General features: G+C 71.2%; 25 protein-coding genes. 13 read left to right on the top strand and 12 right to left on the bottom strand.

Going from position 1 to position 25,135, the window contains the following annotated elements:
* Positions 1 to 6: 6 nt before the first annotated feature.
* The 3 genes from WAE60_RS09885 to WAE60_RS09875 all read right to left on the bottom strand — a co-directional run bounded on the left by WAE60_RS09885 (position 7) and on the right by WAE60_RS09875 (position 6,615).
* The gene (locus tag WAE60_RS09885) at positions 7 to 666 is read right to left on the bottom strand and encodes a transposase (protein WP_051695140.1); all 660 of its coding nucleotides are present in this window, start codon (positions 664 to 666) and stop codon (positions 7 to 9) included.
* A 230-nt stretch (positions 667 to 896) separates the two neighbouring features.
* Positions 897 to 3,752: a TonB-dependent receptor gene (locus WAE60_RS09880; protein ID WP_337686029.1), complete on the bottom strand. Its 2,856-nt coding sequence runs from the start codon at positions 3,750 to 3,752 to the stop codon at positions 897 to 899.
* Positions 3,753 to 4,476: 724 nt separating this feature from the next.
* Complete coding sequence (locus WAE60_RS09875; RefSeq protein ID WP_029907719.1) at positions 4,477 to 6,615, bottom strand: PBP1A family penicillin-binding protein; 2,139 nt, start codon at positions 6,613 to 6,615, stop codon at positions 4,477 to 4,479.
* A gap of 54 nt (positions 6,616 to 6,669) precedes the next feature.
* Here WAE60_RS09875 and WAE60_RS09870 point away from each other — a divergent pair, with 54 nt between their 5' ends.
* Positions 6,670 to 7,155, top strand: a complete 486-nt coding sequence (locus WAE60_RS09870) for a YcgN family cysteine cluster protein (protein ID WP_029907716.1) — start codon at positions 6,670 to 6,672, stop codon at positions 7,153 to 7,155.
* Positions 7,156 to 7,173: 18 nt separating this feature from the next.
* On the opposite strand, the gene WAE60_RS09865 is transcribed toward WAE60_RS09870, so the two are convergent.
* Positions 7,174 to 7,380, bottom strand: coding sequence for a hypothetical protein (locus WAE60_RS09865; protein ID WP_156035569.1), 207 nt, complete (start codon positions 7,378 to 7,380; stop codon positions 7,174 to 7,176).
* A gap of 170 nt (positions 7,381 to 7,550) precedes the next feature.
* On the opposite strand from WAE60_RS09865, the gene WAE60_RS09860 reads away from it, so the two are divergent.
* Entirely contained in the window at positions 7,551 to 8,234 is a 684-nt protein-coding gene (locus WAE60_RS09860; protein WP_029907711.1) for a DUF3313 family protein, read from the top strand.
* Between the two features lie 19 nt (positions 8,235 to 8,253).
* On the opposite strand, the gene WAE60_RS09855 is transcribed toward WAE60_RS09860, so the two are convergent.
* Positions 8,254 to 8,484 carry a DUF4287 domain-containing protein gene (locus WAE60_RS09855; RefSeq protein WP_029907709.1) on the bottom strand — a complete coding sequence of 77 codons (231 nt, stop codon included), beginning with the start codon at positions 8,482 to 8,484 and terminating at the stop codon, positions 8,254 to 8,256.
* A 293-nt stretch (positions 8,485 to 8,777) separates the two neighbouring features.
* Between WAE60_RS09855 and WAE60_RS09850 the strand changes: the two genes are divergently transcribed.
* Complete coding sequence (locus tag WAE60_RS09850) at positions 8,778 to 9,392, top strand: hypothetical protein (protein WP_029907702.1); 615 nt, start codon at positions 8,778 to 8,780, stop codon at positions 9,390 to 9,392.
* On the opposite strand, the gene WAE60_RS09845 is transcribed toward WAE60_RS09850, so the two are convergent.
* The 3 genes from WAE60_RS09845 to WAE60_RS09835 form a co-directional block, all read right to left on the bottom strand.
* On the bottom strand, positions 9,389 to 10,501 hold the full coding sequence (locus WAE60_RS09845; protein WP_029907690.1) for a 3-deoxy-7-phosphoheptulonate synthase: 1,113 nt from the start codon (positions 10,499 to 10,501) through the stop codon (positions 9,389 to 9,391). The two genes, WAE60_RS09850 and WAE60_RS09845, sit on opposite strands and share 4 nt — an antisense overlap.
* 99 nt (positions 10,502 to 10,600) lie before the next feature.
* Positions 10,601 to 10,684 carry a hypothetical protein gene (locus WAE60_RS09840; RefSeq protein ID WP_156035634.1) on the bottom strand — a complete coding sequence of 28 codons (84 nt, stop codon included), beginning with the start codon at positions 10,682 to 10,684 and terminating at the stop codon, positions 10,601 to 10,603.
* A gap of 111 nt (positions 10,685 to 10,795) precedes the next feature.
* Complete coding sequence (locus WAE60_RS09835; protein WP_337686019.1) at positions 10,796 to 11,539, bottom strand: hypothetical protein; 744 nt, start codon at positions 11,537 to 11,539, stop codon at positions 10,796 to 10,798.
* A 321-nt stretch (positions 11,540 to 11,860) separates the two neighbouring features.
* On the opposite strand from WAE60_RS09835, the gene WAE60_RS09830 reads away from it, so the two are divergent.
* The 4 genes from WAE60_RS09830 (at position 11,861) to WAE60_RS09815 (ending at position 13,460) form a co-directional block, all read left to right on the top strand.
* Positions 11,861 to 12,253: a phage major tail protein, TP901-1 family gene (locus WAE60_RS09830; protein WP_337686189.1), complete on the top strand. Its 393-nt coding sequence runs from the start codon at positions 11,861 to 11,863 to the stop codon at positions 12,251 to 12,253.
* A gap of 198 nt (positions 12,254 to 12,451) precedes the next feature.
* Positions 12,452 to 12,739 (top strand): GTA-gp10 family protein, encoded by a 288-nt coding sequence (locus WAE60_RS09825; RefSeq protein WP_337686017.1) that lies wholly within the window; start codon positions 12,452 to 12,454, stop codon positions 12,737 to 12,739.
* On the top strand, positions 12,736 to 12,921 hold the full coding sequence (locus WAE60_RS09820) for a phage tail assembly chaperone (protein ID WP_337686014.1): 186 nt from the start codon (positions 12,736 to 12,738) through the stop codon (positions 12,919 to 12,921). The genes WAE60_RS09825 and WAE60_RS09820 overlap by 4 nt, the downstream gene beginning before the upstream one ends.
* On the top strand, positions 12,918 to 13,460 hold the full coding sequence (locus tag WAE60_RS09815) for a phage tail tape measure protein (protein WP_337686012.1): 543 nt from the start codon (positions 12,918 to 12,920) through the stop codon (positions 13,458 to 13,460). The genes WAE60_RS09820 and WAE60_RS09815 overlap by 4 nt, the downstream gene beginning before the upstream one ends.
* Before the next feature lie 150 nt (positions 13,461 to 13,610).
* Here the strand turns inward: WAE60_RS09815 and WAE60_RS09810 are convergent, their stop codons facing one another.
* The 4 genes from WAE60_RS09810 to WAE60_RS09795 form a co-directional block, all read right to left on the bottom strand.
* Entirely contained in the window at positions 13,611 to 13,904 is a 294-nt protein-coding gene (locus WAE60_RS09810) for a GIY-YIG nuclease family protein (protein WP_337686011.1), read from the bottom strand.
* A gap of 65 nt (positions 13,905 to 13,969) precedes the next feature.
* Positions 13,970 to 14,428 carry a DUF805 domain-containing protein gene (locus WAE60_RS09805; RefSeq protein ID WP_029907643.1) on the bottom strand — a complete coding sequence of 153 codons (459 nt, stop codon included), beginning with the start codon at positions 14,426 to 14,428 and terminating at the stop codon, positions 13,970 to 13,972.
* 65 nt (positions 14,429 to 14,493) lie between these two features.
* Entirely contained in the window at positions 14,494 to 15,039 is a 546-nt protein-coding gene (locus tag WAE60_RS09800) for a hypothetical protein (RefSeq protein ID WP_337686009.1), read from the bottom strand.
* Between the two features lie 90 nt (positions 15,040 to 15,129).
* Positions 15,130 to 15,648, bottom strand: a complete 519-nt coding sequence (locus tag WAE60_RS09795; protein WP_337686008.1) for a hypothetical protein — start codon at positions 15,646 to 15,648, stop codon at positions 15,130 to 15,132.
* Positions 15,649 to 15,710: 62 nt separating this feature from the next.
* Between WAE60_RS09795 and WAE60_RS09790 the strand changes: the two genes are divergently transcribed.
* From WAE60_RS09790 to WAE60_RS09765, 6 genes are all read left to right on the top strand, one after another.
* Positions 15,711 to 16,343 carry a DUF2460 domain-containing protein gene (locus WAE60_RS09790; protein ID WP_029907640.1) on the top strand — a complete coding sequence of 211 codons (633 nt, stop codon included), beginning with the start codon at positions 15,711 to 15,713 and terminating at the stop codon, positions 16,341 to 16,343.
* On the top strand, positions 16,343 to 16,993 hold the full coding sequence (locus tag WAE60_RS09785; RefSeq protein WP_337686006.1) for a DUF2163 domain-containing protein: 651 nt from the start codon (positions 16,343 to 16,345) through the stop codon (positions 16,991 to 16,993). Before WAE60_RS09790 ends, WAE60_RS09785 begins: the two co-directional genes overlap by 1 nt.
* Positions 16,974 to 17,549, top strand: coding sequence for an NlpC/P60 family protein (locus WAE60_RS09780; RefSeq protein WP_337686004.1), 576 nt, complete (start codon positions 16,974 to 16,976; stop codon positions 17,547 to 17,549). Before WAE60_RS09785 ends, WAE60_RS09780 begins: the two co-directional genes overlap by 20 nt.
* An 11-nt stretch (positions 17,550 to 17,560) precedes the next feature.
* On the top strand, positions 17,561 to 21,334 hold the full coding sequence (locus WAE60_RS09775) for a glycoside hydrolase/phage tail family protein (protein WP_337686001.1): 3,774 nt from the start codon (positions 17,561 to 17,563) through the stop codon (positions 21,332 to 21,334).
* 85 nt (positions 21,335 to 21,419) lie between these two features.
* A complete protein-coding gene (locus tag WAE60_RS09770; protein ID WP_029907634.1) occupies positions 21,420 to 22,346 on the top strand; it encodes a DnaJ C-terminal domain-containing protein in 927 nt (308 codons plus the stop codon).
* Positions 22,347 to 22,405: 59 nt separating this feature from the next.
* Entirely contained in the window at positions 22,406 to 25,135 is a 2,730-nt protein-coding gene (locus WAE60_RS09765) for an ankyrin repeat domain-containing protein (protein WP_337685997.1), read from the top strand.

The raw sequence follows: 25,135 nt of genomic DNA, 5'->3' as shown, positions 1-25,135 counted from the left end.
GCACACTCACGGCAAGGCCTTGGCCGGTCTGGCTGGGGCCGTGGAGTGAGTGTGTGTCCCCTGTGTCGCCCGCTGCCAGGCCGCTGATCCCAAGGGGCGGCCTGTCCGCGTGGCGCCGCGCACCAGATCGTATCCTTCTTCGGGAGCGTCGAGATCGAAGAAGGTCGCCATCTCCGCGCCCAGGAGTTCGGCCAGCGGTTCGGGCGTCAGCAGGGGATCGGCCTCGCCGGTCAGGTGCGCCCGCACGCTGGACCAGGGCCAGTCGGCGGCCCGTTTGGTCAAGCCCGCGCGCACGGGGTTGAGGCCTACATAGCGAGCGCAAAGCCGAAGGTATGGCTCGTCCATCGGAAACGAGGCGAACCGGCCTTGCCAGAGGTAGCCCGACCAACCTTCGCGGCGATTGATATGACGCGCGTAGCGGACGTGAGCCGCGCCGATCGCGCGCGCCAGGCTCGCCTCGTCGGGAGGCGTCGCGATCAGGTGGACGTGGTTGGGCATCAGGCAATAGGCCCAGACCTGGACCCCGGCCTCGGCGAAGACGCCGGCTGCGATGCGTAGATAGGTCGCGTAGTCGTCTACGCTGAAGAAGGTCGACTGCCGTCGATTGCCGCGCTGGGTCACATGATGCGGAACGCCCGGGAACACCACGCGCGCCGTTCTGGGCATCGATGCGATCTCCCCCGAAGATGATAAATTATGTTCTCTATTTGTTCTATTGTCAAGTGAGGCGGTGGGCGAAGGTGGGGACACACACTCACGGCACGGCCTCAGCCAGTCCGGCAGAGACTTGAGAGTGAGTGTGTGTCCCCTGTGTCGTCCCCAACGAAAAAGGGGCCGCCCTCGCGGGCGGCCCCTCCTCTCATCGGGGGCGAACTGATGCCCCCGTACGCGAGATCCTAGTACTTCAGGCGGACGCCCACCCGGAAGTAGCGGCCCACGATGCCCGACTGCGAGTAGGTCGGGTTCCAGTTCACGCCGGCGTAGTTGGCCGGGTTGAACATCGGGCCGGTGTCGAACAGGTTCATCACGTCGGCGTAGACGGTGGCCTTCTCGTTCACGTCGTAGGCGCCCGTCAGGTCGACGGTCGTGAACGACTTGACGCGGCAGTTGAAGGCGGCGTCGCCGTAGAGGCAGCCCTCGGTGTAGCTGTCGTCTTCCTCGCGCATGCCGCTGACGTAGCTCATCACGCCCGTCACGTGGATCGGGCCACGCTCGAAGGTGTTGGTCCACGACAGGCGGTTCTTGGGGGTGCCGGCGCCCGACGACAGCACGTACGGCGCTTCCTTGCCGACGTAGTTATACGTCGTGCCGTCCTGCGTGTACTTGTAGTCGAAGATGGTCGTGGCATCGAGGTTGCTGGTCCACTTCACGTCGGCCGGCAGGTAGAACGTGGCTTGGACGTTCAGGTCCAGGCCGCTGGTCACCAGCGAGTCGGCGTTGATGTAGGGCGAGCTGACCGACAGCACGCGCGGCAGGGCCGTCGGGTGTTCCGGGTCGATCGCGTCCGGCGTGACGATGTAGCCGGCCGGGATGGCCTCGCCCGCGTAGTACGCGGCCAGGGCGACGCCGGCGCTGGCCTGGGCGATCACGTCGGTCTTCTTGATGTGGTAGTAGTCCAGCGAGATGCTGAAGCTGCGGGTCGGAGCCCACACGGCGCCCAGGGTGTAGCTGGTCGACTTTTCCGGATCCAAGTCCGGGTTGGCCGTGGTGATCGACGAGAGCGAGTAGTCCTTGATGTACTCGTTGTTGCCGTGCGAGTCGCGGAAGGCCGCGTACTTGTCCGCCTTGAACGAGAACGTCGTGAAGCCCTGGCTGGCCGAGTTGCCGGCTTCCGAGAACGACGGCGCGCGGAAGCCCTTCGAGATCGTGCCGCGCAGGGCGACCGTCTTGATGGGGGTGAACTTCACGCCGATCTTCGGCGAGAAGTTGCCGCCGAAGTCCGAATAGTGGTCGTAGCGGCCCGAGGCGTTCACTTCGATCTTGTCGGTGATCGGCATGCCCAGTTCGGCGAAGGCCGAGGCCACGGTGCGGTTGCCCTCGGTGCGGGCGTTGCCCAGGCCTTGAGCGTCGTTCACCGGGTTCAGGGCCGGGTCGTTGGTGGCTTCGTAGCGGAACTCGCCGCCCAGGCCCAGCTGGGCGTCGCCGCCCGGCAGGCTGAAGACCGGACGCGAGGCCTGGAAGTTGATCGAGTCCAGGTCCGTGGTCGAGGTCTTGGCCAGGTCGGGCGACAGCGCGCTGCGCACGGCTTGGCTGTTCTTGGTCGGGTCGATGAAGTTGTAAGCGCCCGTCTGGATGTCGCTCATCAGCTGCTTGTAGCTGATGAAGCCGGTCAGGGTGCTTTCCAGCGAGTCATGCGCGATCACCAGGTTGGCCTGGTAGTTCCAGTCCGCGGCGGCGCCCTTCACGCCGCCCACCAGGCGCAGCATGCGGTTGGTGTAGTCCGACGTGGCCGGGATGTCGCTCCAGCGGTACTTGGTCAGGGCGTACTGGCCGCTGGCCGCGAACGGGTTGTTCGGGTTCAGCTGACGGTCGGCGGCGGTGGCGCAGTCGGCGCCGGCCGAGCAGATCCACACCGGCAGGACCAGGTTCGACAGGTTGTTCGGCGTGCTCGAGGTGAGCGTCGTCGGGGTGCCGTTCACCGAGGTCTTCGACTGGACGAAGCTGCCCGACATGTAGGCTTCGAGGTTGTCGGTCGGCTTGATCGTGAAGCGGCCGTAGATCGCGGCGCGTTCCTGCTTGGGCTGGATGTCGGCGAAGTTGGCGACGTTCTGGGCGCAGTAGGTGCCCATCGAGACGCCGTCCTCGTCGAACTGCTCGGTCAGCGGGGCGTTGCTGGCGCAGGTGCGCAGCGGTTGCCACACCGAGCCGTCGACGGCCAGGCCGGTGGTCAGGTCGTTGCCGGTGATCGTGGCCGGCTTGACGTTGCCGTAGAAGGTGCTGCCGCCGGTCTGCGGGTTGTTGTTCTGGCCGCCGGGGATCGAGGTCAGGTCGTTGGTGTTGTACGGGAAGCCGCGCTGGTCGCCCTTGATGCGCTTGTCCAGCTGGTACTCGACGTCGAGGTAGACGTTGTACTTGTCGGTATCCAGGTCGCCGTAGCCGACGTCGCCGGTGAAGCGGAACTGGTCGCCGCCGCCGTGCTGGCTGGTGCCGTACGAGGCGTCGGCGCTCATGCCCTGGTAGTTGGACTTCATGATGATGTTGACGACGCCGCCGATGGCGTCGGCGCCGTACAGCGACGAGGCGCCGTCCTTCAGGGTCTCGATGCGCTCAACGGCGTTGAACGGGATCGAGTTCAGGTCGACGAACGCCTTTTGGCCGTCGTCGGCCAGCGGGTAGTTGGCGTTCCGCAGGCCGTCGATCATGACCAGGGTCGAGTTGACCGACAGGCCGCGCAGCGACACGCCGGTCGAGCCGGCGGCGAAGCCGCTGCCGAAGGCGGCGGGGATCGAACCGGAGTTGTCGGCCGACAGGCTGCGGATGGCGTCGGAGATCGTGGTGATGCCCTGGGCCTTCAGCTGCTCGGTGGTCTGCACGGTGACCGGCGACGGGGTCGCGGTGTCGGTGCGGCGCAGCAGCGAGCCGGTGACGACGACGGCTTCGACTTCGTTGTCGGCCGGCGCGGCGGCCTGGGCGGCCGTGGGGGCGGCCGTGGGGGCGGCGTCCTGGGCGTTCGCGGCGAAGGCGGCGAAGGTGGCGACCCCCGCGATCATCGTCGTCGCGAGCAGGCGCCCGCGGTTGGTCTGCAATTTCATGTCGGTCCCTCCGGGCGCTCGGAGCCTGGCCCTATCGACCCGCTCGTCCCGTCGCCCTGTCAGTTTCAGGTTTCCCGGAGGACCTCCGTCCCCGGTTGACGTTGGGATAGGAGCGGCCCGAGACGACCGTCAATCGTGGACGCCGTTATGTAATGAATATGTCTAGGACCTGTCACATCCAAGCAACGGCTGATACCCAATTGCGGCGGGAATGGGACTTTTGGGTGTCAGCGGTGCAATGGGGCGTAGAGAAAACGCCGATATCTAAGCCTCACTATTCAGATGAGTCCTCAAATAGCTCTGTGATCTGAGTGTGTATCCTTGCGAGGTTGTAAGTACTGTAACGTTGCTCATCGACGGTCGATATCTTCAGATCGATTATCGATATGTGTAACCGCACAAATGGTTGATTTCAGACGGTTTGATGCGCGCCGTAAGAGGTTGCGGGGCGGCAGGCATTTGGGGGATGGAACGGGGATGGAGGGCGCGCGACACCCTCTCTCTTGGAGAGAGGGAGGGGCCCATGGCGAAGCCATGGGAGGGTGAGTGGTTACACCCTCACCGAAAGGGGCGTCGGCCGTTCGGCCGGCCGTCTTGCTCTTCTTCCCACGGTACAAGCGTGGCGGAACGGATGGAGGTTTCCGGTCGGCGGTGAAACCACTCACCCTCCCACCGCTTCGCGGCGGGCCCCTCCCTCTCTCAAAGAGAGAGGGATTCAGGTTGCCTAGTAAGGCAGCTGCTCCGGCGCCTGGCCCGGCGTCGGCGCGCTGTCCGGCGTGGCCGGGGGCTCCAGCTCCGAGGCCGAGCGGGCGAATTCGGCCGACAGGGTCTCGTAGAAGCCGTTGCGGGGATCGGGCGAGGACTGGGGCTCGGGATCGGGCAGCAGCCACGGGAAGTCGCGCACCGCCACGCCCTCGTGGGCCACCAGCATGTAGCGCCGCCAGATGCTGGCCGGGATGTCGCCGCCGACCACCTTGTTCATCGGCCGGTCGTCGTCGTTGCCCACCCAGACGCCGGTGACGTAGTCGGGGGTGAAGCCCACGAACCAGGCGTCGCGCCAGTTCTGGCTGGTGCCGGTCTTGCCCGCCGCCGGCCAGCCGAACGCGGCCCGCTTTGCTGTGCCCACCTCGACCACCTTCTTCATCATCTTGACCATCATGCTGGCCTTGCTGATGTCGTAGACGCTGGAGGGCGTCGCGGGGGCGGTGTGGTTGAAGATCGGCTCGCCGCCCTGGGTGGCGATGCTCTCGATCACGTAGGGCTGTACGCGCAGGCCCCCCTGCTGGAACACCTGGAAGCCCGAGGTCAGCTGCAGCAGGTTGACCTCGTAGGCCCCCAGCGCCACCGACAGGTCGGGGTTGGAGGGCAGGCTGGTGATCCCGAACCGCCGGGCCAGGTCGCCGATCGCGGGACCCCCGGCCTCCTGGGCCAGCTTGACGGCGATGGTGTTGATCGAATTGACCAGGGCGTCCTGCACGGTCATCGGGCCGCGATAGCCGCCGGCGTAGTTCTCGGGCTTCCAGTCGCCGAACTGGACGGGGCCGTCCACGCGGATGTCGGTGGGCAGCACCCCCTTCTCCAGGGCGGCGGCGTAGACGAACGGCTTGAAGGTCGAGCCCGGCTGGCGGCGGGCCTGGACGGCGCGGTTGAACGGGCTTTCGCTATAGTCGGTCCCGCCGACCATGGCGCGGATGGCGCCGTCGCCCGACAGCGACAGCAGGGCCGCCTGGCGGGCTCCGGCGCCCTCGCCGGCCACGCGGATGGCCTCGCGGACCGTCTGGGCCCCGGCGTGCTGCAGGCGCGGGTCGATGGTCAGGCGCACCACCAGGTCGGGGGCGTTCTGGCCGGCGATGCGGACGGCTTCCGAGGTGGCGTAGTCCAGCACCCAGCCGAAGTCGCCCTCGTCCTGGGCGGCCAGGGGCGAGAGGCGCGGGGTGTCGTCCAGGGCCCGGCTCTCCTGCTCGGCGGTGATCCAGCCCTCCTTGCGCATATTGGCCAGGATCAGGCGCGAGCGGGCCAGGGCGCCGGACATGTCGCGGGTCAGGGCCAGGCGCGAGGGGGCCTTCATCAGGCTGGCCAGCAGGGCCGATTCCGACAGGGTCAGCTGGCTGGCGGGCTTGTTGAAATAGGTCTGGGCCGCGCCGTCGACGCCGTAGGTGCCGGCCCCGAAATAGACCCGGTTCAGATAGAGCTCGAGGATCTCGTCCTTGGTCAGCACCCGCTCCAGCTTCCAGGCCAGGTACATCTCCTGGACCTTGCGCCTGGTGATGCGGTCGGGGGTCAGGAACAGGCCCTTGGCCAGCTGCTGGCTGAGGGTCGAGCCGCCCTGCACGGTGCGGCCCGCCTTGTGGTTGGCCCAGGCGGCGCGGGCGATGCCGTAGAGGTCGATGGCCCCGTGCTTGTAGAACCGGCGGTCCTCGGCGGCCAGGAAGGCCAGGGGCACGTAGTTGGGCACGCCCGCCAGGGTGATGCGCTGGCCGTACCGCGGGCCGCGGGTGGCGATCACCTGGCCGTTGCGGTCCTCGAAGCGGATGCCCGGCGCCCGGTTCACGGCGAACAGGGCCTCGCGCGAGGGCAGGGGCGGGGCGTCCTTCAGGTACTTGAGCCAGACATAGGTCCCGCCGGCCCCGGCGGCCAGCAGGCCCAGGACCAGCACGACCAGCAGCGGGATCCAGATCCACCGCGCCTTGCGGGCCTTCGCCTTGGCCTTGGCGTGCTTCAAATCCGCGCGGTAGGGCTCTTCCGGCGGCGGCTCGGGAGGCGGCGGCGGGGGCGGGGAAGCGCCGAATTCCGGCGGCCGCGCGGGCTCCTGGCCCGCCGGCTTGTCGTCGAAGCGATAGGGCGGCAGCGTCCAGTCGTTCAAGTCGGCCCCACGGTCCCGTTTGGTCTCAGCGTCATTTGGGTTTAGGACGCCGCGATGATGGCGCGCAAACCTTTCTGGGAGACGAAGTCCCTAAACCAGATGACCGTCCCCGAGTGGGAGAGTCTATGCGACGGCTGCGGCCTTTGCTGCCTGGTTCGCTTCGAAGACGAAGACACCGGCGAGATCATCCCCACGCGGGTGCACTGCCAGCTGTTCGACGAGCACCGCTGCACCTGCAAGGACTATCCCAACCGCAGGAAGACCGTGCCCGACTGCATCAAGCTGACGCCCCACAACATCGAGGGGCTGGAGTGGATGCCGCCGTCCTGCGCCTACCGCCGGCTGCACGAGGGCAAGAGCCTGCCGCTGTGGCACCCGCTGATCACCGGCGACCCGGAAAGCACCCACAAGGCGGGCATCTCGGTGCGCGACCAGACGGTCAGCGAGCTGTGCTTCGAGGACCCGGAGGACGCCCTGGACTTCGTGGCGACCGACCTGATGTACGACAAGAGCGACGTGATCTACGACCCCGAGGACTGAGGGTTCTGAACGGGGGCCTCAGGCCTCCGTCCGCCGCTCGTCCAGCGCCGGCCACGGGACAAAGGCCAGCAGCAGATAGCAGACGAAGACGCCGCCCGGGATCAGGCATAGCGCCACCCACCAGGGCGAGAAGCCGGCCCGCTGGAGAATTCGCGCGCCGGGATACAGGGCGGCGCACAACACGGCCGTGGCGCCCAGAAAGACCAGCCAGTGTATCCAGGACATGCTTCCCATCGCGGGCTCCCCAAAAGCAATGGTCGAGCTTGCGACGTTTCGGGAGACGCCCGCAACCCCTCGCATCGGTATGTTCCCGGGCCCGGCAAGGGTTTGCACCGATAGACACCCTGGGGCCTCCGCCGGATCGTCGCCACGGATCAGGCATCCGGAGCGCCATCATGGACAGACGCCGTTTCACCACCCTCGCCCTGGGCGGTCTCGTCTTCACCGCCGTCGCCCGACCCGCCCTGGCGGCCAAGCCGCCGGCCGAGTGGGACGGGCTGGTCAAGGTCAAGGCCAAGCGGTTCGAGCTGGTCTATCTGCGGCCCGGCGCCGACTTCCGCGGCTACGCCAAGGTGATCATCGACCCCACGGAGATCGCGTTCGAGAAGAACTGGCAGCGCGACTTCAACAGGGACCAGCGGTCGCCCTCGATGGAGATCACCGACCGGGACATCGCGCGCATCGCCGAGGAGGGCCGCAAGGGCGCCACCAAGATCCTCGAGAAGGCCTATACGGACGGCGGCTATCCGGTGGTCACCGAGGCGGCGTCCGACGTCCTGCGGGTGCGCACCGCCCTGATCGACATCACCGTCACCGCGCCGGACATCGACACCCCCGGGATCGTCCGCAGCTACAGCCGCGACGCGGGCGGGGCCACCCTGGTGGTGGAAGCCCGGGATTCCCTGACCGGCTCGCTGCTGGGCCGGGCGGTCGACAGCCGGACGATCGACGACTTCTCGATGGAATGGCGCAACCGCGTCAGCAACCGCCAGGACTTCGGCCGCCAGGTCGAGACCTGGGCCAAGAACAGCGTCAAGGGCCTGAACGAGCTGAAGTCGCTGTCGCCGATCGCGGGGTAGGGGCGCGGGGGGAAGGGCGCTAGGCGTCCCCCTCCGCCCGCTTGCCCGACAGCAGGGCGTAGATCGCCATCGCATGGCCGTGGCCCAGGTCCAGTTCACCCTTGCCCCAGGCCACGACCTGGCCGGCCTTGACCCCCGGCTTCAGCGCCCCGTCGGTCGACAGCCCCGCGGCGTCGGCCGCCGTCTTCAGCCCGTCGGCGTCGAGGCCGGTCTTGGCCTGGATGGTGTCGAGATAGCCTTGGAACGACATGGCGGGCTCCGTTTCGGTGTTCGGAGCTAGGACGGGGCAGGTCGGTCGGAGCCGACAGAGGGAGCGGATTTTCCGCCGCCTCCCCTCACGTTGTCATCCCGGAAGCCCCGCAGGGGCTGTCCGGGACCCAGGGGACTGGGCTGGCGCGGTGCGGTTCACCTGGGTCCCGGACAAGCGCTGCGCGCTTTCCGGGATGACGACGGCGTTCGAGGCCTCGAAGAGGTCCAAGCTCGGCCACACTTCAGTCCGCAATCCAGGGCGCAGTACCCGCCGTCTTGGGAGGACGGGGCGGCATGGCCGGACGGGGGAAGACACGGGCCGGCGGCGTGCGCACGGCCGCGATCGCCGTGTCGGCCGTCTTCCATGGGGTCCTGCTCGTCCTGCTGGTGCGCTACGCGTCGCGAACCGAGCCGGCGCTTGTCGAACCCCCCGTCATCCAGGCCTCGCTGGTCCCGCCCGCCTCTCCGGGCACGCCCCGCCGCGACCGGGCCCGTCCGTCGGCGCCGGAGGATCGCGCCGCCCGGGCCCGGACCAGGCCCGAGCCGGAGGTCCAGGCGGCGGCGTCCCCGCCGCCCGGCGACGTGGCGCCCTTCACGATGGGCGACTCCCGGCCGGAGCCCGCGCCAGCGCAGGGGCCGGCGCCGGTCCTGCGAGGCCTGGGCGGCTGCGCGCGGGCCGACCTGACCCGCCGCGAGCGCGAGGACTGCGAGGCCCGGCGCTGGGCGGACGCCGCCCCGGCCAACCCGCGCCTGAACCTGGACCTGACCGGCCGCTACGCCAAGAACCCTGAGCCGTTCCTGTCGCGCCGGCCCAGCAAGGGCTGCCGGGCCCGCCTGGCCGGCGACGTGGACGGCATGGGCAACGACATGAACGCCCGCGCCGGGATCACCTGCGTGAAGCCGTTCTAGCCGGCCCGCCCCGCCCGGCCCGCCTTCACCGCCGCGGCCAGGGCGTCCAGCATCCGCACCGAGGTCTCCCAATCGACGCAGGCGTCGGTGACCGACTGGCCGTAGACCAGCGGCTGGCCGGGGACGATGTCCTGGCGGCCGGCGACCAGGTTGCTCTCGATCATCACGCCCATGATCGGCGCGGCGCCGGTCGCCACCTGGGCGGCGATGTCGGCCACCACGGCCGGCTGGTTCTCGTGGTTCTTGCCGCTGTTGGCGTGGCTGGCGTCGACCATCAGACGCGCCGGCAGGCCCGCCTTGGTCAGCGCTTCAGCCGCCGCCGCGACGCTGGCGGCGTCGTAGTTGGGGGCCTTGCCGCCGCGCAGCACCACGTGGCCGTCCTCGTTGCCGGTGGTGGTGGCGATGGCCGCGCGGCCCTCCTTGGTCACGGCCAGGAAATGGTGCGGCTGGGCCGCCGCCGTCACCGCGTCCACGGCCACCTTCACGTCGCCGTTGGTGCCGTTCTTGAAGCCCACCGGGCACGACAGGCCCGAGGCCATCTCGCGGTGGATCTGGCTCTCGGTGGTGCGGGCCCCGATCGCGCCCCAGGCCACCAGGTCGGCGATGTACTGCGGGGTGGTCACGTCCAGGAATTCGCAGGCCGCCGGCAGGCCCTGGGCGCTGACGTCCAGCAGCACCCGCCGCGCCAGCCGCAGGCCCTCGTTGATCCGGAAGCCGCCGTCCAGGCCCGGGTCGTTGATCAGGCCCTTCCAGCCGACCGTGGTGCGGGGCTTCTCGAAATAGACCCGCATGATCACCTCCAGCTCGCCGGCGTGGCGCTCGCGCTCGGCCGCCAGGCGCTGGGCATAGTCGAGGGCGGCCTTGGGGTCGTGGATCGAGCACGGCCCGATCACCACCACCAGCCGGTCGTCCTGGCCGTGCAGGATGCGGTGGACGGCGGCGCGGGCGTCGCCCACCACCTCGGCCACCGACGAGCTGGCGGGGGCCTCGCCGATCACCTGGGCGGGCGGACTGAGGGTCTGGAGCTGTTTGATCCGCAGGTCGTCGGTGGGGACGGGGAGTGCTGCGAGATTTTGGGCGATATTGGCGGCGGCGGTCGAGGAAGGCACGGCGGTAACTCCTGGAAGTCTGGGAGGTCCGGCGGCCATCAAAAAAGCCGCCCGGGGAACCCCTGGCGGCTGGTGAAAGGTGTTCTAAAGAGCCTGATCTCAGGCCGAACGATCCCCTCCCGGCGCCAGAGGCGTCGGATAGCTAAAATACCAAAACAGCTGTTGCTGGGCGGCGAGGATCATGGGGCCAAGGTAGGGGCAAGTTCGGCGGATGTCACCCCCGGGCGGTGATTGAAATTCTGCGGGGGCTTCCAAAGTCCCGTCGTGCGCGGCCCAGGACCGGCGGTCGGGCCGTCAGTCGGCCGGCCTCAGGACATGCTGGAAGGCCCGCCCATCGTCCTCGAGCATCCCCGCCTGGTAGTGCGCGAGGCATTCGGCGTCGCCGTCCATTGACCGCTTCACGCCGGCGGCGGTCAGCTTGTCGTCGATGGGCCGCAGGGCCGCGGTCCAGGTCGCGGGGTCCGCCATCCTGAACGACAGCCGGGCTTCCCGCTTTCCCGGAAAGGCGACGAGATACGCCACGCCGTAGTGGGGCTCGGATCCGGCGTTGCGGCGGGAGGTCGAGCACCCGCCGGTGATCTCGACCGCCTGCTCCCAGCGCCATTGATCGCGGGGCGCGCCGTCGCGAAGCCACTGGACGCCGTCGATCGTCGCCACGCCGACGTCGCGCCCGCCGAGCCAGCGATAGACCGCGGCGTCGCCGCCGATCAGGACGGCGAGCCCCAGCACCAGGGCGACGCGCCAGCGGGGGCGCAAGGTCGGCAGGAACTGGCGGAACCGGACGCCGAAGGCGCCGGGCACCACGACGAGGGGCGTGAGCAGCAGCGCCATGCCCAGCACCAGGGGCCAGCCCACGTCTTCCCGCCACCAGAAGATCATCCCGGGCGCCGCCCGGGCGAAGGCTTCCATGCGCGGCTCGACGGAGGCGTCGGCCCACCCGATCGCGGCGATGCCGCCGACGGTCAGGATCGCGGCCAGGACGACGCCCGCGATCTTCTGGAAGATCAGGTCGCCTTCATCGACTTGGGGTTCGGTCATACGGCCTAGCTACCGCCTCGCGGACGGCCGGGAAAGCGCGCCGACCGCGGCGGATGGCGTTCCGGGGCCGGCCTGACGGGGATGGAGCGTCGTCGATGCTCGGCGGATAGCGATCGATCTTAAGCGAAATCAAGGCCTTGAACTTTTTCAACCTAAGTTATCAGCGGCGCTCGCTGCTCCCGTACCTTTGTGTCATGGCCGGGAGAAGCGAGATGAAGCTCGAAGCGGTGTTGGCGAAGACCGCCCACCTGATCGCCGAACGCTATACCGATCTGGTCCTGAAGATCGACGCCAGCGCCGACCAGCGCAGCGACGAGGCGCATCCTGCTGAAGATCAGCGACGGCGCCCCGACGCCGGCCTTCACCACCGTGGCCGGCCTGCGGGCCCGGACGATCAGCCTCAACGCCCAGACCATCGACGCCACCGACGGCGACAGCGCCGGCCGCTGGCGCGAGCTGCTGGCCGGGGCCGGCGTGCGCTCGGTCGCCGTCTCGGGCGCCGGCGTGTTCCGCGACACGGCGTCCGACGCCCTGGTCCGCGACAGCTTCTTCGCCCAGACGGCGCGGACGTGGCGGCTGGTGATCCCCGACTTCGTCCAGCTGGAGGGGCCGTTCCTGGTGGCGGCCCTGGAATACGCCGGCGACCACGACGGCGAGGCGGCCTTCGCCCTGTCCCTGGCCTCGGCCGGGGCGGTGACGTTCACGGCGATCTAGCGTCCGATCACAACATCCATCCCTACAAACCACCGTCATCCCGGGCCTTGTGCCCGGGACCCCTCTGTCCGCCGCAGGTGCGGAGGGGCGGTTCGCTGGCGAACCGCTTGCGCTTCACGTGCGAGCTGAACCAGGGGTCCCGGGCACGAGGCCCGGGATGACGGTGCAAGAGGGGATGGCTTCGAAGAAGAACAGTCCATGCCCCACACCCCCAACCCCGCCCGGGGCGAGGTCGTCGTCCCCCTGGCCGGGACGCCGCGCCGGCTGTGCCTGACCCTGGGCGCCCTGGCCCGCATCGAGGCGGCCCTGGGCCTGCAGGACTGGAGCGCCTTGCCCGAACGGTTCGCGCGGCTGTCGGCGGGCGAACTGCTGGCCGTGCTGGCGGCGCTGCTGGAAGGCGGCGGCGAGGATCCGGCCGTGCCGGCCGGGGTTTCGATCCCCGAAGCGGTCGCGGCCGTGGCCGCCGCCCTGGCGGCCTGCGCATGACGCCGCGTTGGAGAGACGCCCTGCGCCTGGCCGCGCTGCGGCTGGCCATCCCGCCCGAGGCGTTCTGGCGGCTGTCCCTGGCCGAGTGGCGCGCCCTGACCGAGGCCCCCGCCGCCCCGGTCCTGGACCGCGCGGCCCTGGACGCCCTGATCGCCCGCTTCCCCGACGAGGAGACCCCATGAGCGACTTCGATCCGGATGGCCTGGACGCCGTCCCCGCCCGCGCCGCCGAGGCCGCCGCGGCCCTGGCCGCCCTGCGCGCCCCGGCCGAGCAGGCGGCGCGCAGCATCGACGAGGCCTTCGCCAAGGCCGGCGCCGGCCTGGTCCGCTCGCTGGCCCACGCGGCCGCCGACGGCAAGGTCAGCCTGGCCGAGCTGGCGCGGGCGGTGATCGACGCGATGTCGGCCGGGACCTCGGGCGGCGGCGGCGGCCTGGTCCAGGCTTTGGCCGGCGCCTTGGGCTCGGCGTTTTCCGGCGCCCCATTCTCCGGAGCGAGGGCCGACGGCGGCCCTGTGGCGGCCGGCGGGGCCTATCTGGTGGGCGAGCGCGGGCCCGAGCTGTTCCGGCCGACCAGCGGCGGGACGATCGCGCCGGCCGGGACCGGCGGCGTGAATGTCACCGTCAACGTCCAGGGCGGCGACGTCGCGTCCCTGGCCCGCTCCGACGCCCAGCTGGCCCAGGCCCTGGCCCGGGCGGTCAGCCTTGGGGCGAGGCGGCTGTAATTATGGTCCGCTCATCCCGGCGAACGCCGGGACCCAGATGGAATGGCGGTGTGGCTGACGCCAAGAGCGCTGAGCCCTTCCAATCAGCCTCTCAGCTTTAGGATCTGGGTCCCGGCATTCGCCGGGATGAGCGGATCATGGGGATCTTATTCAGGCGTTGGGGTTCAGATCGGGGGACAAGTCCCGCCAGGTCGGATTGTCGGCTTCGATCAGCATCAGCTTCCAGGAGCGGCGCCATTCCTTGATCCGCCGCTCGCGCTGAAACGCGCCGTCACGGGTCTCGAAGACCTCGTACCAGACCAGGATCGTGCAGTGATATTTCGCCGTGAAGCCGTCGCGAATGTGTTCGCGATGCTCTTCGATCCGGCGCGGCAGATCGTCGGTGGAGCCGACGTAGAGCGTACCGTTCCGTTGGCTGGCGACGATGTAGCAGTAGAAGGCCATACGGCATTTCCCCACCGCCGAAACGATGGGGAAAGCTTGAAAAATCGGGGTTTCGGTTTTTCGTCCTAGACCACCACCGCCGTCAGCGGCGGGTGGCCGTAGCGGTTGTCGCCCGGTTCGCCCTCGACGACGCCCACCCACAGGGTGAAGGCGATCATCGAGATGAAGGCGACGGCGATGCTGACGAGCAGGACGCCAACCCCGGCCAGGGCGGCCAGCTCGGGCTCGCCGCCGGTGAGGGCGGCGACGGCCGCGCCGAAGCCGATCCACAGGGCCGAGCCGACGACCAGCACCGGGCCCAGGGCCAGGGCCGGCGCCTGCCACCAGCCGCTGCGGCCCATGTCGTGCAGGCGCTTGGTGCACAGGCACACCCAGGCGAACAGGGCGATCAGGCCCAGCGCGTGACCGACCACCGGGATCCACCCGGCCAACATCTGAACCCCCAGCAGCACCAGCCAGCCGATCCAGAACGCCTGCCGGCCGATGCGGCCCTCGGCGGAGAAGAACAGCGATTTCCAGTCCATTTCCAGCTCCCAAATCCTGAAGCGAGATTAGGGGCGGCAGGCTCGCGGTTTAAGTGAATTGCAAGTCATGACGCGGGTTTAACCTGGGCGGACCTGAACACCCGCGTCCCGGGCAGCGGGTTCCACGCGCGGCGCGAGCCGAGCCAGCCCAGGAAGATCGCCCAGACCAGCGCGCCCGCCGCCATGTCGGCGAACATCGGGACCAGCACCGCCATGTCCTCGCCGTACAGGCCCCAGGCCCACAGGCCCATCAGTCCGTGGACCGCCAGGTTGACCAGGCCGAAGGCGATCGTCGGGCGAAGGCCCTGGCCGGCGTGGCGCGAGCGCTTCAACATCAGGCACGCCACGACGTAGTAGCGGGCGGCGACGATCAGCAGCGCCGAGGTCAGGGCGACGTCGGGCGCGGTTCCTCCGTAGACCTGGCCGGCCAGTCCGCCGATCACGAAGGCGTCGCCGACCACCGGCAGGGCGGCCAGGGCCGGGTCCACGCCCAGACGCGCCAGGCCCAGATCGATCGCCAGGCCCAGCACCGCCAGCTGCAGCAGGCCGCTCCAGAACGTGCGGCGGTCAATCGCGCCGCGGGGATCGAACAGCAGGGACAACGCACGCATCGACGAGTTCCTCCAAGGTTTTCGGCTCAATAGGTGAATATTCACTCACATGCAGGGGCGCTAAGGCCGCAGCGTCGGGCGGACCTTTCTTCAGGCGTTGCGTCGCGAGCGGTTGACGAGGAGCGAGAGCAGGAAGACGCCCCAGAGCAGCAGGTTGAACGTGACGTCGATCAGGGGCGGGAAGAGCTCGCCCATCTCCGAGGTCAGCAGCGTTTGGGCCCACTGGCCCATCAGCACGTGGAAGCCCAGGCTCATGGCGCCGGCGATGATCAGCCCGCTCGGGCCCCGCCCGGCGTCCCTCAGGCGCTTCAGGCACAGGCACGCTAGAACGTACAGGCGGGCGCCCATCAGCAGGGCGGGCGCGATCAGGTCGGGCGCGGCTCTATTCTCGATGTTCGCCGCGACGATCTTGGTCACCAGCAACGACGTGCCGAGCAGCGGCGTCAGGGCCATCGCCAGGTCGCCGACCGACCAGGACAGGGCCTGCGCCAGCACCCCGAGAGTGACAAGGGCGAGGGCGATGATCGCCGCCAGGGCCAGCAGCCCGTCGGCGAACGCCTGTCGTCCGATCACGCCACGCGGGTCCAGCAACAGCTTCGCGAAATTCATGGTCGCGCCTCCGATGCGGTGACCATAAGTGAATGTTCACTCACATGCAAGGAGGCGGCGCCATGACCGCGTTCCACGAGGCGCGCCTGCCCGCGCGCCTGGCTTTCGGCTGCACCGGCGGCGTCGAGCGGCGCACCCAGGTGACGACCCTGGCCTCGGGCTTCGAGCGGCGCTCCAGCCCCTGGGCCCAGGGGCGGCGGCGCTACCTGATCGGCACGGCGACGCGGCCGCTGGACGATGCGGCCGAGCTGGTCGCCTTCTTCGAGGCGCGGCGCGGGCGGCTGCACGGCTTCCGCTTCCGCGACCCGGCCGACGGCAAGTCGTGCGCGCCCTCGGCGACGCCGGCGGCGACCGACCAGGCGATCGGGATCGGCGACGGGACGCGCAGGACCTTCCCGCTGTGCAAGACCTACGGGACCGGCGAGACGGCGGCGGTCCGCATGATCGCCAAGCCCGTGGCCGGCACGGTCAAGGTCGCGGTGGCGGGCGTGGCCCTGGGGGCCGGGGCCTTCGCGGTCGACGCGACCACGGGCCTGGTGACCCTGACGACCGCCCCGGCGGCGGGGGCGACGGTCACCGCCGGCTTCGAGTTCGACGTGCCCGTGCGCTTCGACGGCGACCGCATCGACGTGACCCTGGAAAGCTTCAACGCCGCCCGGGTGGGCGCCGTGGCCTTGGTCGAGGTGCGGGTCTGATGCGGGCGGTCCCTTCCGACCTGGCCGCGCGCCTGGAGGGCGGCGCGGCGTCGCTCTGCCATGCCTGGATCCTGACCCGGGCCGACGGCGCGACGCTGGGCTTCACCGACCACGACCGCGATCTCGTGGTCGACGGTGTGACGTGCCGCGCGGCCAGCGGCTGGACCGCCGGGGCGTCCGAGACGGCGGCCGGCTTCGCGCCCGGCCAGGCCGCGGCGGTCGGCGGCTTCGACGACGCGGTTCTGACCGAGGCCGACCTGCTGGCCGGGCTCTATGACGGGGCGCGGGTGGACTGCCGGGTCGTGGACTGGTCCGCCCCGGCCCTGTCGGTTTCGCTGTGGTCGGCCCGCGTGGCGGCGGCCAAGGCCGAGGGCGGAGCCTTCACCCTGAGCCTGGAAGGACCGCTGGCGGCCCTGGACCGCGTGGCCGGGCGCACCTTCGGCCGCTCCTGCGACGCGGCGTTCGGCGACGCGCGCTGCGGGGTGGATGTCTCGGCCTTCCCGGGCGCGACCTGCGACAAGCGCTGGGCGACGTGCCGGGGCGTGTTCGGCAACGGCCCGAACTTCCGCGGATTCCCGACGGCGCCGGGCGAGGACTTCCTGACGCTGTATCCCAACGAGGGGGAGCGGAATGACGGCGGGCGGCGGTGAGATGATCACTTGCCCCCACCTGGCGGCTTCGCCGCCTGTCCGCCCCCTACGGGGGCGGAGCGCTCTTCCCCCTCCGGGGGAAGACGACCGCGAAGCGGTCCGTAGGGGGCAAGCGTTCGCCGTTCCTGACTCGGTAAGTCAGCGCGCCCTCCAAGAAGCCCGCCGATGGCTCGGCACCCCCTACCAGCACCAGGCCTCGCTGCGCGGCGTCGGCTGCGACTGCCTGGGCCTGGTGCGCGGCGTCTGGCGGGCCCTGCACGGGGCCGAGCCCGAGGTCCCGCCGCCCTACCGCCCGGACTGGGCCGAGCTGGGCGGGCGCGAGCTGCTGCGCGAGGCCCTGGAGCGCCGCCTGATCCCGCTGGACCCCGCCGCCGCCCGCCCCGGCGACGTGCTGCTGTTCCGCATGGCCCCCGGCGCCCCCGCCAAGCACTGCGCGATCCGCTCGGCCGACGACCGCATGATTCACGCCTATTGGGGCCGCGCCTGCGTCGAGAGCTGGCTGGGCCGCTGGTGGCGCGAGCGGCTGGTCGCGGCGTTCCGCTATCCCGAATCCTGAAGGAGAACCCCATGGCCCAGGTCATCCTCACCGCCGCCGGCCAGGCCGCCGTCGGACTGGTCGCCGGCGCGGCGCTCAACGGCCTGGCGCCCGCCCGCCAGGTCGGGCCGCGCATCCCGGAGCTGCGGCTGTCGGGCGCCGCCGAGGGGGCGCCGATGGCGGCGGTGTTCGGCCGGGCCCGCGTGGCCGGCCAGGTGATCTGGGCGGCGCGCTTCAAGGAGCGCTGGGTCGAGGGCCGGGTCGGCGGCGGCAAGGGCGCCCGGACCACCAGCGCCGCCTACAGCCTGTCGTTCGCCGTCGCCGTCTGCGAAGGCCCGATCGACGGGATCGGCCGGGTCTGGGCCGACGGCAAGCCGATGGATATGGCCGGCGTGGTCCTGCGCGTCCACACGGGCGGCGAGGATCAGCTGCCCGACCCCCTGATCGCCGCCGTCGAGGGCGAGGCCCCGGCCTATCGCGGCACGGCCTATGTGGTGTTCGAGGACTTGGCCCTGGGCCCCTACGGCAATCGCCCGCCGCAGCTGTCGTTCGAGGTCTTCCACCGGCCACGCGCCAGCGGCGCGACACCGGGCCTTGAAGAGCGCCTGAAGGGCGTGTGCCTGATCCCCGGCGCGGGCGAGTTCGTCTACGCCACCGACACGGTCCTGCGCCGCGACGGCCTGACCCGGACCACGGCCGAGACCGTGAACAACGGCGAGGGCCGGCCGGACCTGATGGTGTCGCTGGACCAGTTGCAGGCCCAGCTGCCGGACGTCGAGGAGGTGACCTTGGTGGTCGCTTGGTTCGGCGACGACCTGCGCTGCGGCTCGTGCGCGATCCGGCCCAAGGTCGAGACGGCCGCCAAGGCGACGATCCCGTTCGAGTGGCGGGTGAACGGCGTCGACCGCGCCTCCGCCGCCGTGGTCTCGTTCAGTGGCGGCGGCCCGGCCTATGGCGGCACGCCGGCCGACCGGGCGGTGCTGCAGGCCATCGCCGAGCTGAAGCGGCGCGGGCTGCGGGTGACGCTGTATCCGTTCGTGCTGATGGACGTGCCGGCCGGCAATGCGCTGCCCGACCCCTACGGCGGCGCGGCCCAGGGGGCCTATCCGTGGCGCGGCCGGATCACCTGCCACCCGGCCGCCGGCCGTGCGGGATCGCCGGACAAGACCGCCGCCGCCGGCGCCCAGGTCGCCGCCTTCTTCGGCGCGGCCACGGCGGCGCAGTTCGGGGCCGCCGACGGCCTGCCGACCTATGGCGGTCCGGCCGGCGACTGGGGCCTGCGCCGCATGCTGCTGCACTACGCCAAGCTGGCCCAGCTGGCGGGCGGGGTGGACGGCTTCATCCTGGGCTCGGAGCTGCGCGGCCTGACCACGGTGCGCGACGGGGCCTCGTCCTATCCGGCCGTGACGGCGCTCAGGAGCCTGGCGGCCGAGGTCCGCGGCTTGCTCGGGCCGGCGACGCAGCTGGGCTACGCCGCCGACTGGAGCGAGTATTTCGGGCACCAGCCCGGCGATGGGACGGGCGACGTCCACTTTCATCTCGACCCGCTGTGGGCCGACGCCGACATCGATTTCGTCGGCGTCGACTTCTATCCGCCGATGGCCGACTGGCGCGACGGCGACACGCATCTGGACGCGGGGCAGGGCGGGCCGCACGACCAGGCCTACCTGCGCGCCAACCTCGCGGGCGGCGAGGGCTTCGACTGGTTCTACGTCTCGGACGCCGCGCGGACGGCCCAGGTCCGCACGCCGATCACCGACGGCGCCCATGCCGAGCCCTGGGTGTTCCGGCCCAAGGACCTGGCCTCGTGGTGGAGCCGCCAGCACTTCAACCGCCCGGGCGGCGTGCGTTCTACGACGCCGACGGCCTGGGTCCCGAAGTCCAAGCCGCTGCGGCTGGTCGAATTCGGCTGCGGCGCGGTCGACAAGGGCGCCAACGCCCCGAACCTGTTCGTCGATGCGAAGAGCGCCGAGAGCGCCCTGCCGCCGTTCTCGGACGGGACCCGCGACGAACTGGGCCAGCGGCGGGCCTTGGAGGCGGTGCTGGCCTGGCTGGCCGACCCCGCCGCCAATCCGCTCTCGCCGGTCTATGGCGGGCCGATGATCCAGGACGCGGCCGCCTGGTGCTGGGACGCCCGGCCGTTCCCCGACTTCCCGGCCCGCGCCGCCGTCTGGGCCGACGGGCCGAACTGGACCCTAGGCCACTGGCTGAACGGCCGTTCGGGGATCGCGCCGCTGCCGGAGCTGATCGCGGCCCTGGCCGACCGGGCCGGCGTGGCGGTCGATCCCGGCGAGGCCGGCGGGTCGATCGTCGGCTATGTGGTGGACCGGCCGATGCGGCTGCGCGACGCCCTGGCGCCGCTGCTGGAGGCCTTCGCCCTCGATCCGGTCGAGCGCGGCGACAGCGTCGTGCTGGCGGGACGCTCGGGCGTCGCGGCCCTGGATTTCGGCGACGACGACCTGGCCTGGCCCGAGGACCGCGAGGCGCCGGTGCAGGCCGTCCGGACCATGACCGCCCCGGTCCAGGCCCTGCGCCTGCGCTTCGTCGACGCCGCCCGCGACTACCAGACCGGTTCGGTCTTGGTCCGCCGCGACGACGGCGAGGGGAGCGCCGATCTCGACGCCCCGCTGGTCCTGGCCGCCGCCGACGCCCGCGCCGTGGCCGAGCGCCTGCTGGCCGCCGCCGATCCGCGCGAGGTCACGGCCCATCTGTCGCCTCTGGCCGCCCTGCGCCTGGAGCCCGGCGACCGCCTCGATCTGGACGGCGCGACCTGGCGGGTGACGCGGATCGACCTGGACGAACATCCTCGCGCCCGGCTGGCGCCGGTGGTCGAGCCCGTCCGCGTGGGCGGCGACCTCGACTGGTCGCCCGCCGCGCCGCGCGAGATCGCCGGACCACCGGTGCTGCATGTCCTGGACCTGCCGGGCCAGGCGGACGAGCGGCCGCTGGTCGCCGTGGCCGCCTCGCCCTGGCGGTCGTTCGACGTCCACGCCGGCGTCGGGCTCGAGGCCCTGGGCGTCCGGGCCACCGCCGCCGTTCCGGCCACGGTGGGCGTCACCCTGTCGGACCTGCCGGCCGGACCGCTGCATCGCTTCGACCGCGCCACGCGCCTGACCGTGCGGCTGGAGGGCGCGGCCCCGATCAGCCGCGACCGCTCGGCCGTGCTGGCCGGCGCCAACGCCGTGGCCGTGCGCAGCGCGAACGGCGAATGGGAGGTCGTCCAGTTCCTGACCGCCGAACCGGTCGCCGAGGACGTCTGGACCCTGTCGGGCCTGCTGCGCGGCCAGGCCGGCAGCGATCCGGCCATGGCCGCCCTGACCCCGGCGGGCGCGGGCGTGGTGATGCTGGACGAGGCCCTGGTCCGCGCCGAGCTGACGCCCGCCGAGCGCGGCCTGCCCCTGACCTGGCGCGCCGCTCCGGCCGGCGGTCCGGCCTCGGGGCCGTCGATGAGCGAGGCTGTCGAGACCTGGCGCGGCCTGTCGGCCCGTCCCTGGTCGCCGGCCCGCCTGAAGGTCCGCGCCCAGGGCGGCGACGCCGTGGTCACCTGGATCCGCCGCGCCCGCCTGGCCGGCGACGGCTGGGACGCCGAGGTCCCGCTGGGCGAGGAGCGCGAGGTCTATCGCGTCGAGGTCCTGGACGGCGAGACCGTGGTCCGGGCGGTCGAAACCACGACGCCGGCCTTCACCTACACCGCCGCCCAGCGCGCCGCCGATTTCCCCTCTGGACCGGCCGGGACCCTGGCTGTCAGGATCGCCCAGGGCTCGGCGCTGTTCGGCTGGGGCGCTCGATCGCGAACCTTGCTGTGATATTAATGCAACATAATGCTTGCGCGCCGCGCCGAACGGCCTAATTGAGACGTTCCGCCTTTTCGAACTGACGTGAGGAGCCTCCTTGGCGCGCGACCCCTATCTGGAGCTTGGCGTTTCCCGCACCGCGAGCGCGGCGGAAATCCGCAAGGCGTTCCACAAGCTCGCCAAGCAGCATCACCCCGACGCCAACAAGGGCGACAAGAAGTCGGAGGAGAAGTTCAAGCAGGTCAGCGCCGCCTTCGACATCCTGGGCGACGCCGACAAGCGCAAGAAGTTCGACGCCGGCGAGATCGACGCCGACGGCCGCGAGACCATGCGCGGCGGCTTCGGCGGGGGCGGCGGCAATCCGTTCGGCGCCGGCTTCGGCGGACGCCGGGGCGGCATGGGCGGCGGCGAGGGGCCGGAGATCGACCTCAACGACCTGTTCGGCGACATCCTGGGCCGCAACCGCGGCGGTTTCGGCGGCGGCGAGCGCGGCGGCTTCTCGCCCAAGGGCGCCGACGTGCGCGCCCGCCTCGACATCGACCTGGAAGAGGCGATCAAGGGCGGCAAGAAGCGCGTGGCCTTCTCGGACGGCCGCACCATCGACGTCACCATCCCGGCCGGCGCCCAGGAAGGTCAGACCCTGCGCCTGAAGGGGCAGGGCAGCCCGGGCCGGGGCGGGCAGGGCGACGCCCTGATCGAGCTGGCCATCAAGCCGCACCCGATCTACCGGCCCGAGAACGGCGCCCTGGTCATGGACCTGCCGATCACCGTCCCCGACGCGGTGCTGGGCGGCAAGGTCGAGGCCCCCACGCCCGACGGCCCGGTGACCCTGACCGTCCCCAAGGGCTCCAACAGCGGCGCCAAGCTGCGGCTGAAGGGCCGGGGCCTGGCCGACGCCAAGGGCCATCGGGGCGACCTGTTCGCCCGCCTGGTGGTGACCCTGCCGGACGCGCCGGACGCCGAGCTGGAGAAGTTCGCGGAGACGTGGCGCGAGAAGCGGCCGTACGCGCCGAAGCGGCGGTAGGTCTTGCCGTCCTAGTCGCGGCCTGACAGATTACATCCGTCATCCGTGGGGGCTCGGGTATGCGCGCAGCAGTGTTCGCGACGGCGGTCGCCGTCCTTTCGGTCGCGGGCGCGGCCCAGGCCGCGGACAAGAAGCCCCCGCCTCCGCCCGGGCCGCTGATCAAGGTGCTGACGACGCCCGTCGACGTCCTGGCGGCCGAGGCCGCCCAGGGCAAGGACGACGCCCAGTACGCCCTGGCGATCGTCAGGGCCCACGGCCTGCGCGACACGCCGCGCGACGAGGCCGAGGCCAGGACGCTGAAGGCCCAGGCCCTGGCGGCGCGCGCGCCGCTGCACATCACCACCTACATGGCCGGCCTGAACGGCGCGCCCGGCCGCGTCGTGCCGATGATCATCCCGCAGGGCGGGCTGCCGGCGTTCGTGGCGCGGCAGACGGACGCCTGCGTGGCGGCGCTGGAGCGCGGCGCGCCCGACGGGGCCAGCAACGCGGCCGGCTGCGGCGGCGAACGCTTCGAGACCCTGGCGGCGCTCTGGGCGCAGGCCCAGCCCTGGAAGCCCCAACCCTTGCCCAGCTGCGACAGCGACGACCCGCGCTGCCGGGTCCTGCGCCAGCGGGTGGCCAATCTGAACGCCCGCAGTCCGCGCGCCGAGGCCCTGGCCGCCGCGGCCAGGGGCGACTTCAGGCTGGCCGCGACCAACTTCATCGGCCCCGAGCCCAGCGGCTGGAGCCTGCCGGGCGTGTCCTGCACGGCCTGGAAGCTGGACCTGATCGGCAAGTGGCACGTGAACCAGGACGTGATCCGCGGCGGCGACGGCGAGCACACGGCCGCGTCGCTGGCCTTCATGAGGATCTACAACGGCGCCCTGGTCGCCGATCCGGCCTTTCCCTATCGCGACGTCTGCACGCCCATCGGTCTGCCCCGGGCCGCGCGCTACGAGGGGCCGGTGCGCACGGCGGGCGAGGCGGCGCGGTCGGGCGACCTGGCCAAGCTGGCGGCGCTGGACCCGGCCGTCGACGTCAACGCCGTCGATCCCCTGGGCAAGACGGCGCTGAACTGGGCGACGGAGCGCCAGGACGAGCCCATGACCAAGGCCCTGCTGATGCGGGGCGCCGATCCCAATCTCCATGACCCGGGCGACGCCGGTCCCCTGGCCCTGGCGCTGGAGAACAGGCAGACCGCCCTGGCCGACCTGATGCTGGCCAAGGGCGCGCGGCCGTCCGGCATGACCGGACTGTGCGATTTCCGCGGCCGCTTGTTCTTCCAGGGGCCGGACGCGCCGCCTGAGAATCGCCACTGCAGTTGGCCGGGTCTGCTGGTGGACCGCGACCGCTTCGACGTGCTGGACGCCCCGCTCGCGGCCGGGGTGGACAAGGGCGGCTTCGACGCCGGGAACGAGATCCGGGCGTCGCTGCTGGCGGCGATCCAGGCGAACGACAAGGCCAGAAGCCGGCGCCTGCTGGCCTATCTGGGCGCCACGCCCGACGGCGCGGCCTCGGCGCTGGCCTGGCTGCGGGGCCTGGGGCGCGAAGACCTCGTCCGCCTGTACGTCGCCGGGCCCGGCGCGGAAGCGGCCCGCTCGCCCGCCGAGGCGCGGATCTGGCGGGCGGCGGCCGAGGCGCGGCGCGACGCGGCGCTGGACTTCCTGCAGGACTACGGCGCCGACCTGAACCTGCTGCCGGCCGCGCGCCTGACCCAGTGCGAGGCCTCGGCCCGCCAGGGCGACGAGGCCGCCCTGCTGGCCTGCGTGCAGGAGGCCGGCCAACGCCGCCTGCGGATCCGCGCGGCCCTCGAAGCCGGCGACACCGCCGCCTTCAACGGCTTGGTCGCCGAGGCGGCCGACCTGCGCGAACGAGGCAAGGCGACCCTGCTGTCGGCGACGGCGATCAAGGGCTCGCCCGAGATGCTGGAGGCGCTGATCGCCCGGGGCGCCGGGGTCGAGGGCGGGTACGAACGCTCGGCGACGCCGGTCTACAAGGGCGCGTTGAAGCCCGATCCGGCGCTGGGCGCGCCGGGTTCCGGCTATCTGTCCGAGCCCTCCAACCTCATGCCCGTCGTCGCCGTGGCGATGCGCGGCGACGCCCGCGGCCTGCGGATGCTGGTCGATGCGGGGGCCAAAGGCCTGCCGTCGGCGCTGCAGAACCTGGGCAATCTGGGCAATCCCCCGCCGGGCTTGCCGTCGTTCTCGCTGGGCCAGACCAGCACCGACACCTCCGGCCTGCCATCGGGTCCGGGGGCCGACAAGCTGAAGGCCATGGACCTGGTGGCGACCGAGCTGGCGCGCACCCAAGGGCCGCAAGCGCTGGAGCCGTCGTTCGCCTCGGCGACCTACAGCGGCTACGACGACGTGCTGGCGCTGTTCCTGGCCAAGGGCTTCGATCCGTCCAAGGCCAAGGAGCCGGAGGTGATCTGGTTCAACTGGTCGGGACTGGGCAATCCGTGCAAGCCGTCGACCGGCCGTCTGCTGGCGCGATCGGGTCTGCCGGTGGTCTATCCGCCCAGCGAGTTCAGCCGCTGGCCGGCGCTGCACACCCTGGCGGCGGGCTGCTTCAACGCCGACAGCGTGGCCGCGCTGCTCGACAACGCCAGGATCGACGTCAACGCCGTGGACGAGAACGGGCGCACGGCGGTGGACCAGGCCAGGCTCTACCGGCGGTCCTACCTGGAGGCGGCCTTGCGCGCCCGGGGCGGGAAGTCGAGCAAGGAACTTGATCCGGCGCGCGTGCAACGGCGCAAGGCCGAGACGGCGGCGGTGACGGACATGGACCTGTCGCAGGCCGTGGAGGACTGA

Origin of the sequence: Caulobacter sp. CCG-8, from assembly GCF_037402475.1 — a bacterium.
Classification (GTDB): Bacteria; Pseudomonadota; Alphaproteobacteria; order Caulobacterales; family Caulobacteraceae; genus Caulobacter.
Note: the sequence above shows the minus strand (reverse complement) of the source record. Positions and strands in the feature narration are given on the sequence as shown.

Coding starts and splice junctions, on each gene's coding strand:
- WAE60_RS09885 (WP_051695140.1), bottom strand. CDS start 666: ATGCCCAGAACGGCGCGCGTGGTGTTCCCGGGCGTTCCGCATCATGTG.
- WAE60_RS09880 (WP_337686029.1), bottom strand. CDS start 3,752: ATGAAATTGCAGACCAACCGCGGGCGCCTGCTCGCGACGACGATGATC.
- WAE60_RS09870 (WP_029907716.1), top strand. CDS start 6,670: ATGATGGCGCGCAAACCTTTCTGGGAGACGAAGTCCCTAAACCAGATG.
- WAE60_RS09865 (WP_156035569.1), bottom strand. CDS start 7,380: ATGTCCTGGATACACTGGCTGGTCTTTCTGGGCGCCACGGCCGTGTTG.
- WAE60_RS09860 (WP_029907711.1), top strand. CDS start 7,551: ATGGACAGACGCCGTTTCACCACCCTCGCCCTGGGCGGTCTCGTCTTC.
- WAE60_RS09855 (WP_029907709.1), bottom strand. CDS start 8,484: ATGTCGTTCCAAGGCTATCTCGACACCATCCAGGCCAAGACCGGCCTC.
- WAE60_RS09850 (WP_029907702.1), top strand. CDS start 8,778: ATGGCCGGACGGGGGAAGACACGGGCCGGCGGCGTGCGCACGGCCGCG.
- WAE60_RS09840 (WP_156035634.1), bottom strand. CDS start 10,684: ATGATCCTCGCCGCCCAGCAACAGCTGTTTTGGTATTTTAGCTATCCG.
- WAE60_RS09835 (WP_337686019.1), bottom strand. CDS start 11,539: ATGACCGAACCCCAAGTCGATGAAGGCGACCTGATCTTCCAGAAGATC.
- WAE60_RS09825 (WP_337686017.1), top strand. CDS start 12,452: ATGCCCCACACCCCCAACCCCGCCCGGGGCGAGGTCGTCGTCCCCCTG.
- WAE60_RS09820 (WP_337686014.1), top strand. CDS start 12,736: ATGACGCCGCGTTGGAGAGACGCCCTGCGCCTGGCCGCGCTGCGGCTG.
- WAE60_RS09815 (WP_337686012.1), top strand. CDS start 12,918: ATGAGCGACTTCGATCCGGATGGCCTGGACGCCGTCCCCGCCCGCGCC.
- WAE60_RS09810 (WP_337686011.1), bottom strand. CDS start 13,904: ATGGCCTTCTACTGCTACATCGTCGCCAGCCAACGGAACGGTACGCTC.
- WAE60_RS09805 (WP_029907643.1), bottom strand. CDS start 14,428: ATGGACTGGAAATCGCTGTTCTTCTCCGCCGAGGGCCGCATCGGCCGG.
- WAE60_RS09800 (WP_337686009.1), bottom strand. CDS start 15,039: ATGCGTGCGTTGTCCCTGCTGTTCGATCCCCGCGGCGCGATTGACCGC.
- WAE60_RS09795 (WP_337686008.1), bottom strand. CDS start 15,648: ATGAATTTCGCGAAGCTGTTGCTGGACCCGCGTGGCGTGATCGGACGA.
- WAE60_RS09790 (WP_029907640.1), top strand. CDS start 15,711: ATGACCGCGTTCCACGAGGCGCGCCTGCCCGCGCGCCTGGCTTTCGGC.
- WAE60_RS09785 (WP_337686006.1), top strand. CDS start 16,343: ATGCGGGCGGTCCCTTCCGACCTGGCCGCGCGCCTGGAGGGCGGCGCG.
- WAE60_RS09780 (WP_337686004.1), top strand. CDS start 16,974: ATGACGGCGGGCGGCGGTGAGATGATCACTTGCCCCCACCTGGCGGCT.
- WAE60_RS09775 (WP_337686001.1), top strand. CDS start 17,561: ATGGCCCAGGTCATCCTCACCGCCGCCGGCCAGGCCGCCGTCGGACTG.
- WAE60_RS09765 (WP_337685997.1), top strand. CDS start 22,406: ATGCGCGCAGCAGTGTTCGCGACGGCGGTCGCCGTCCTTTCGGTCGCG.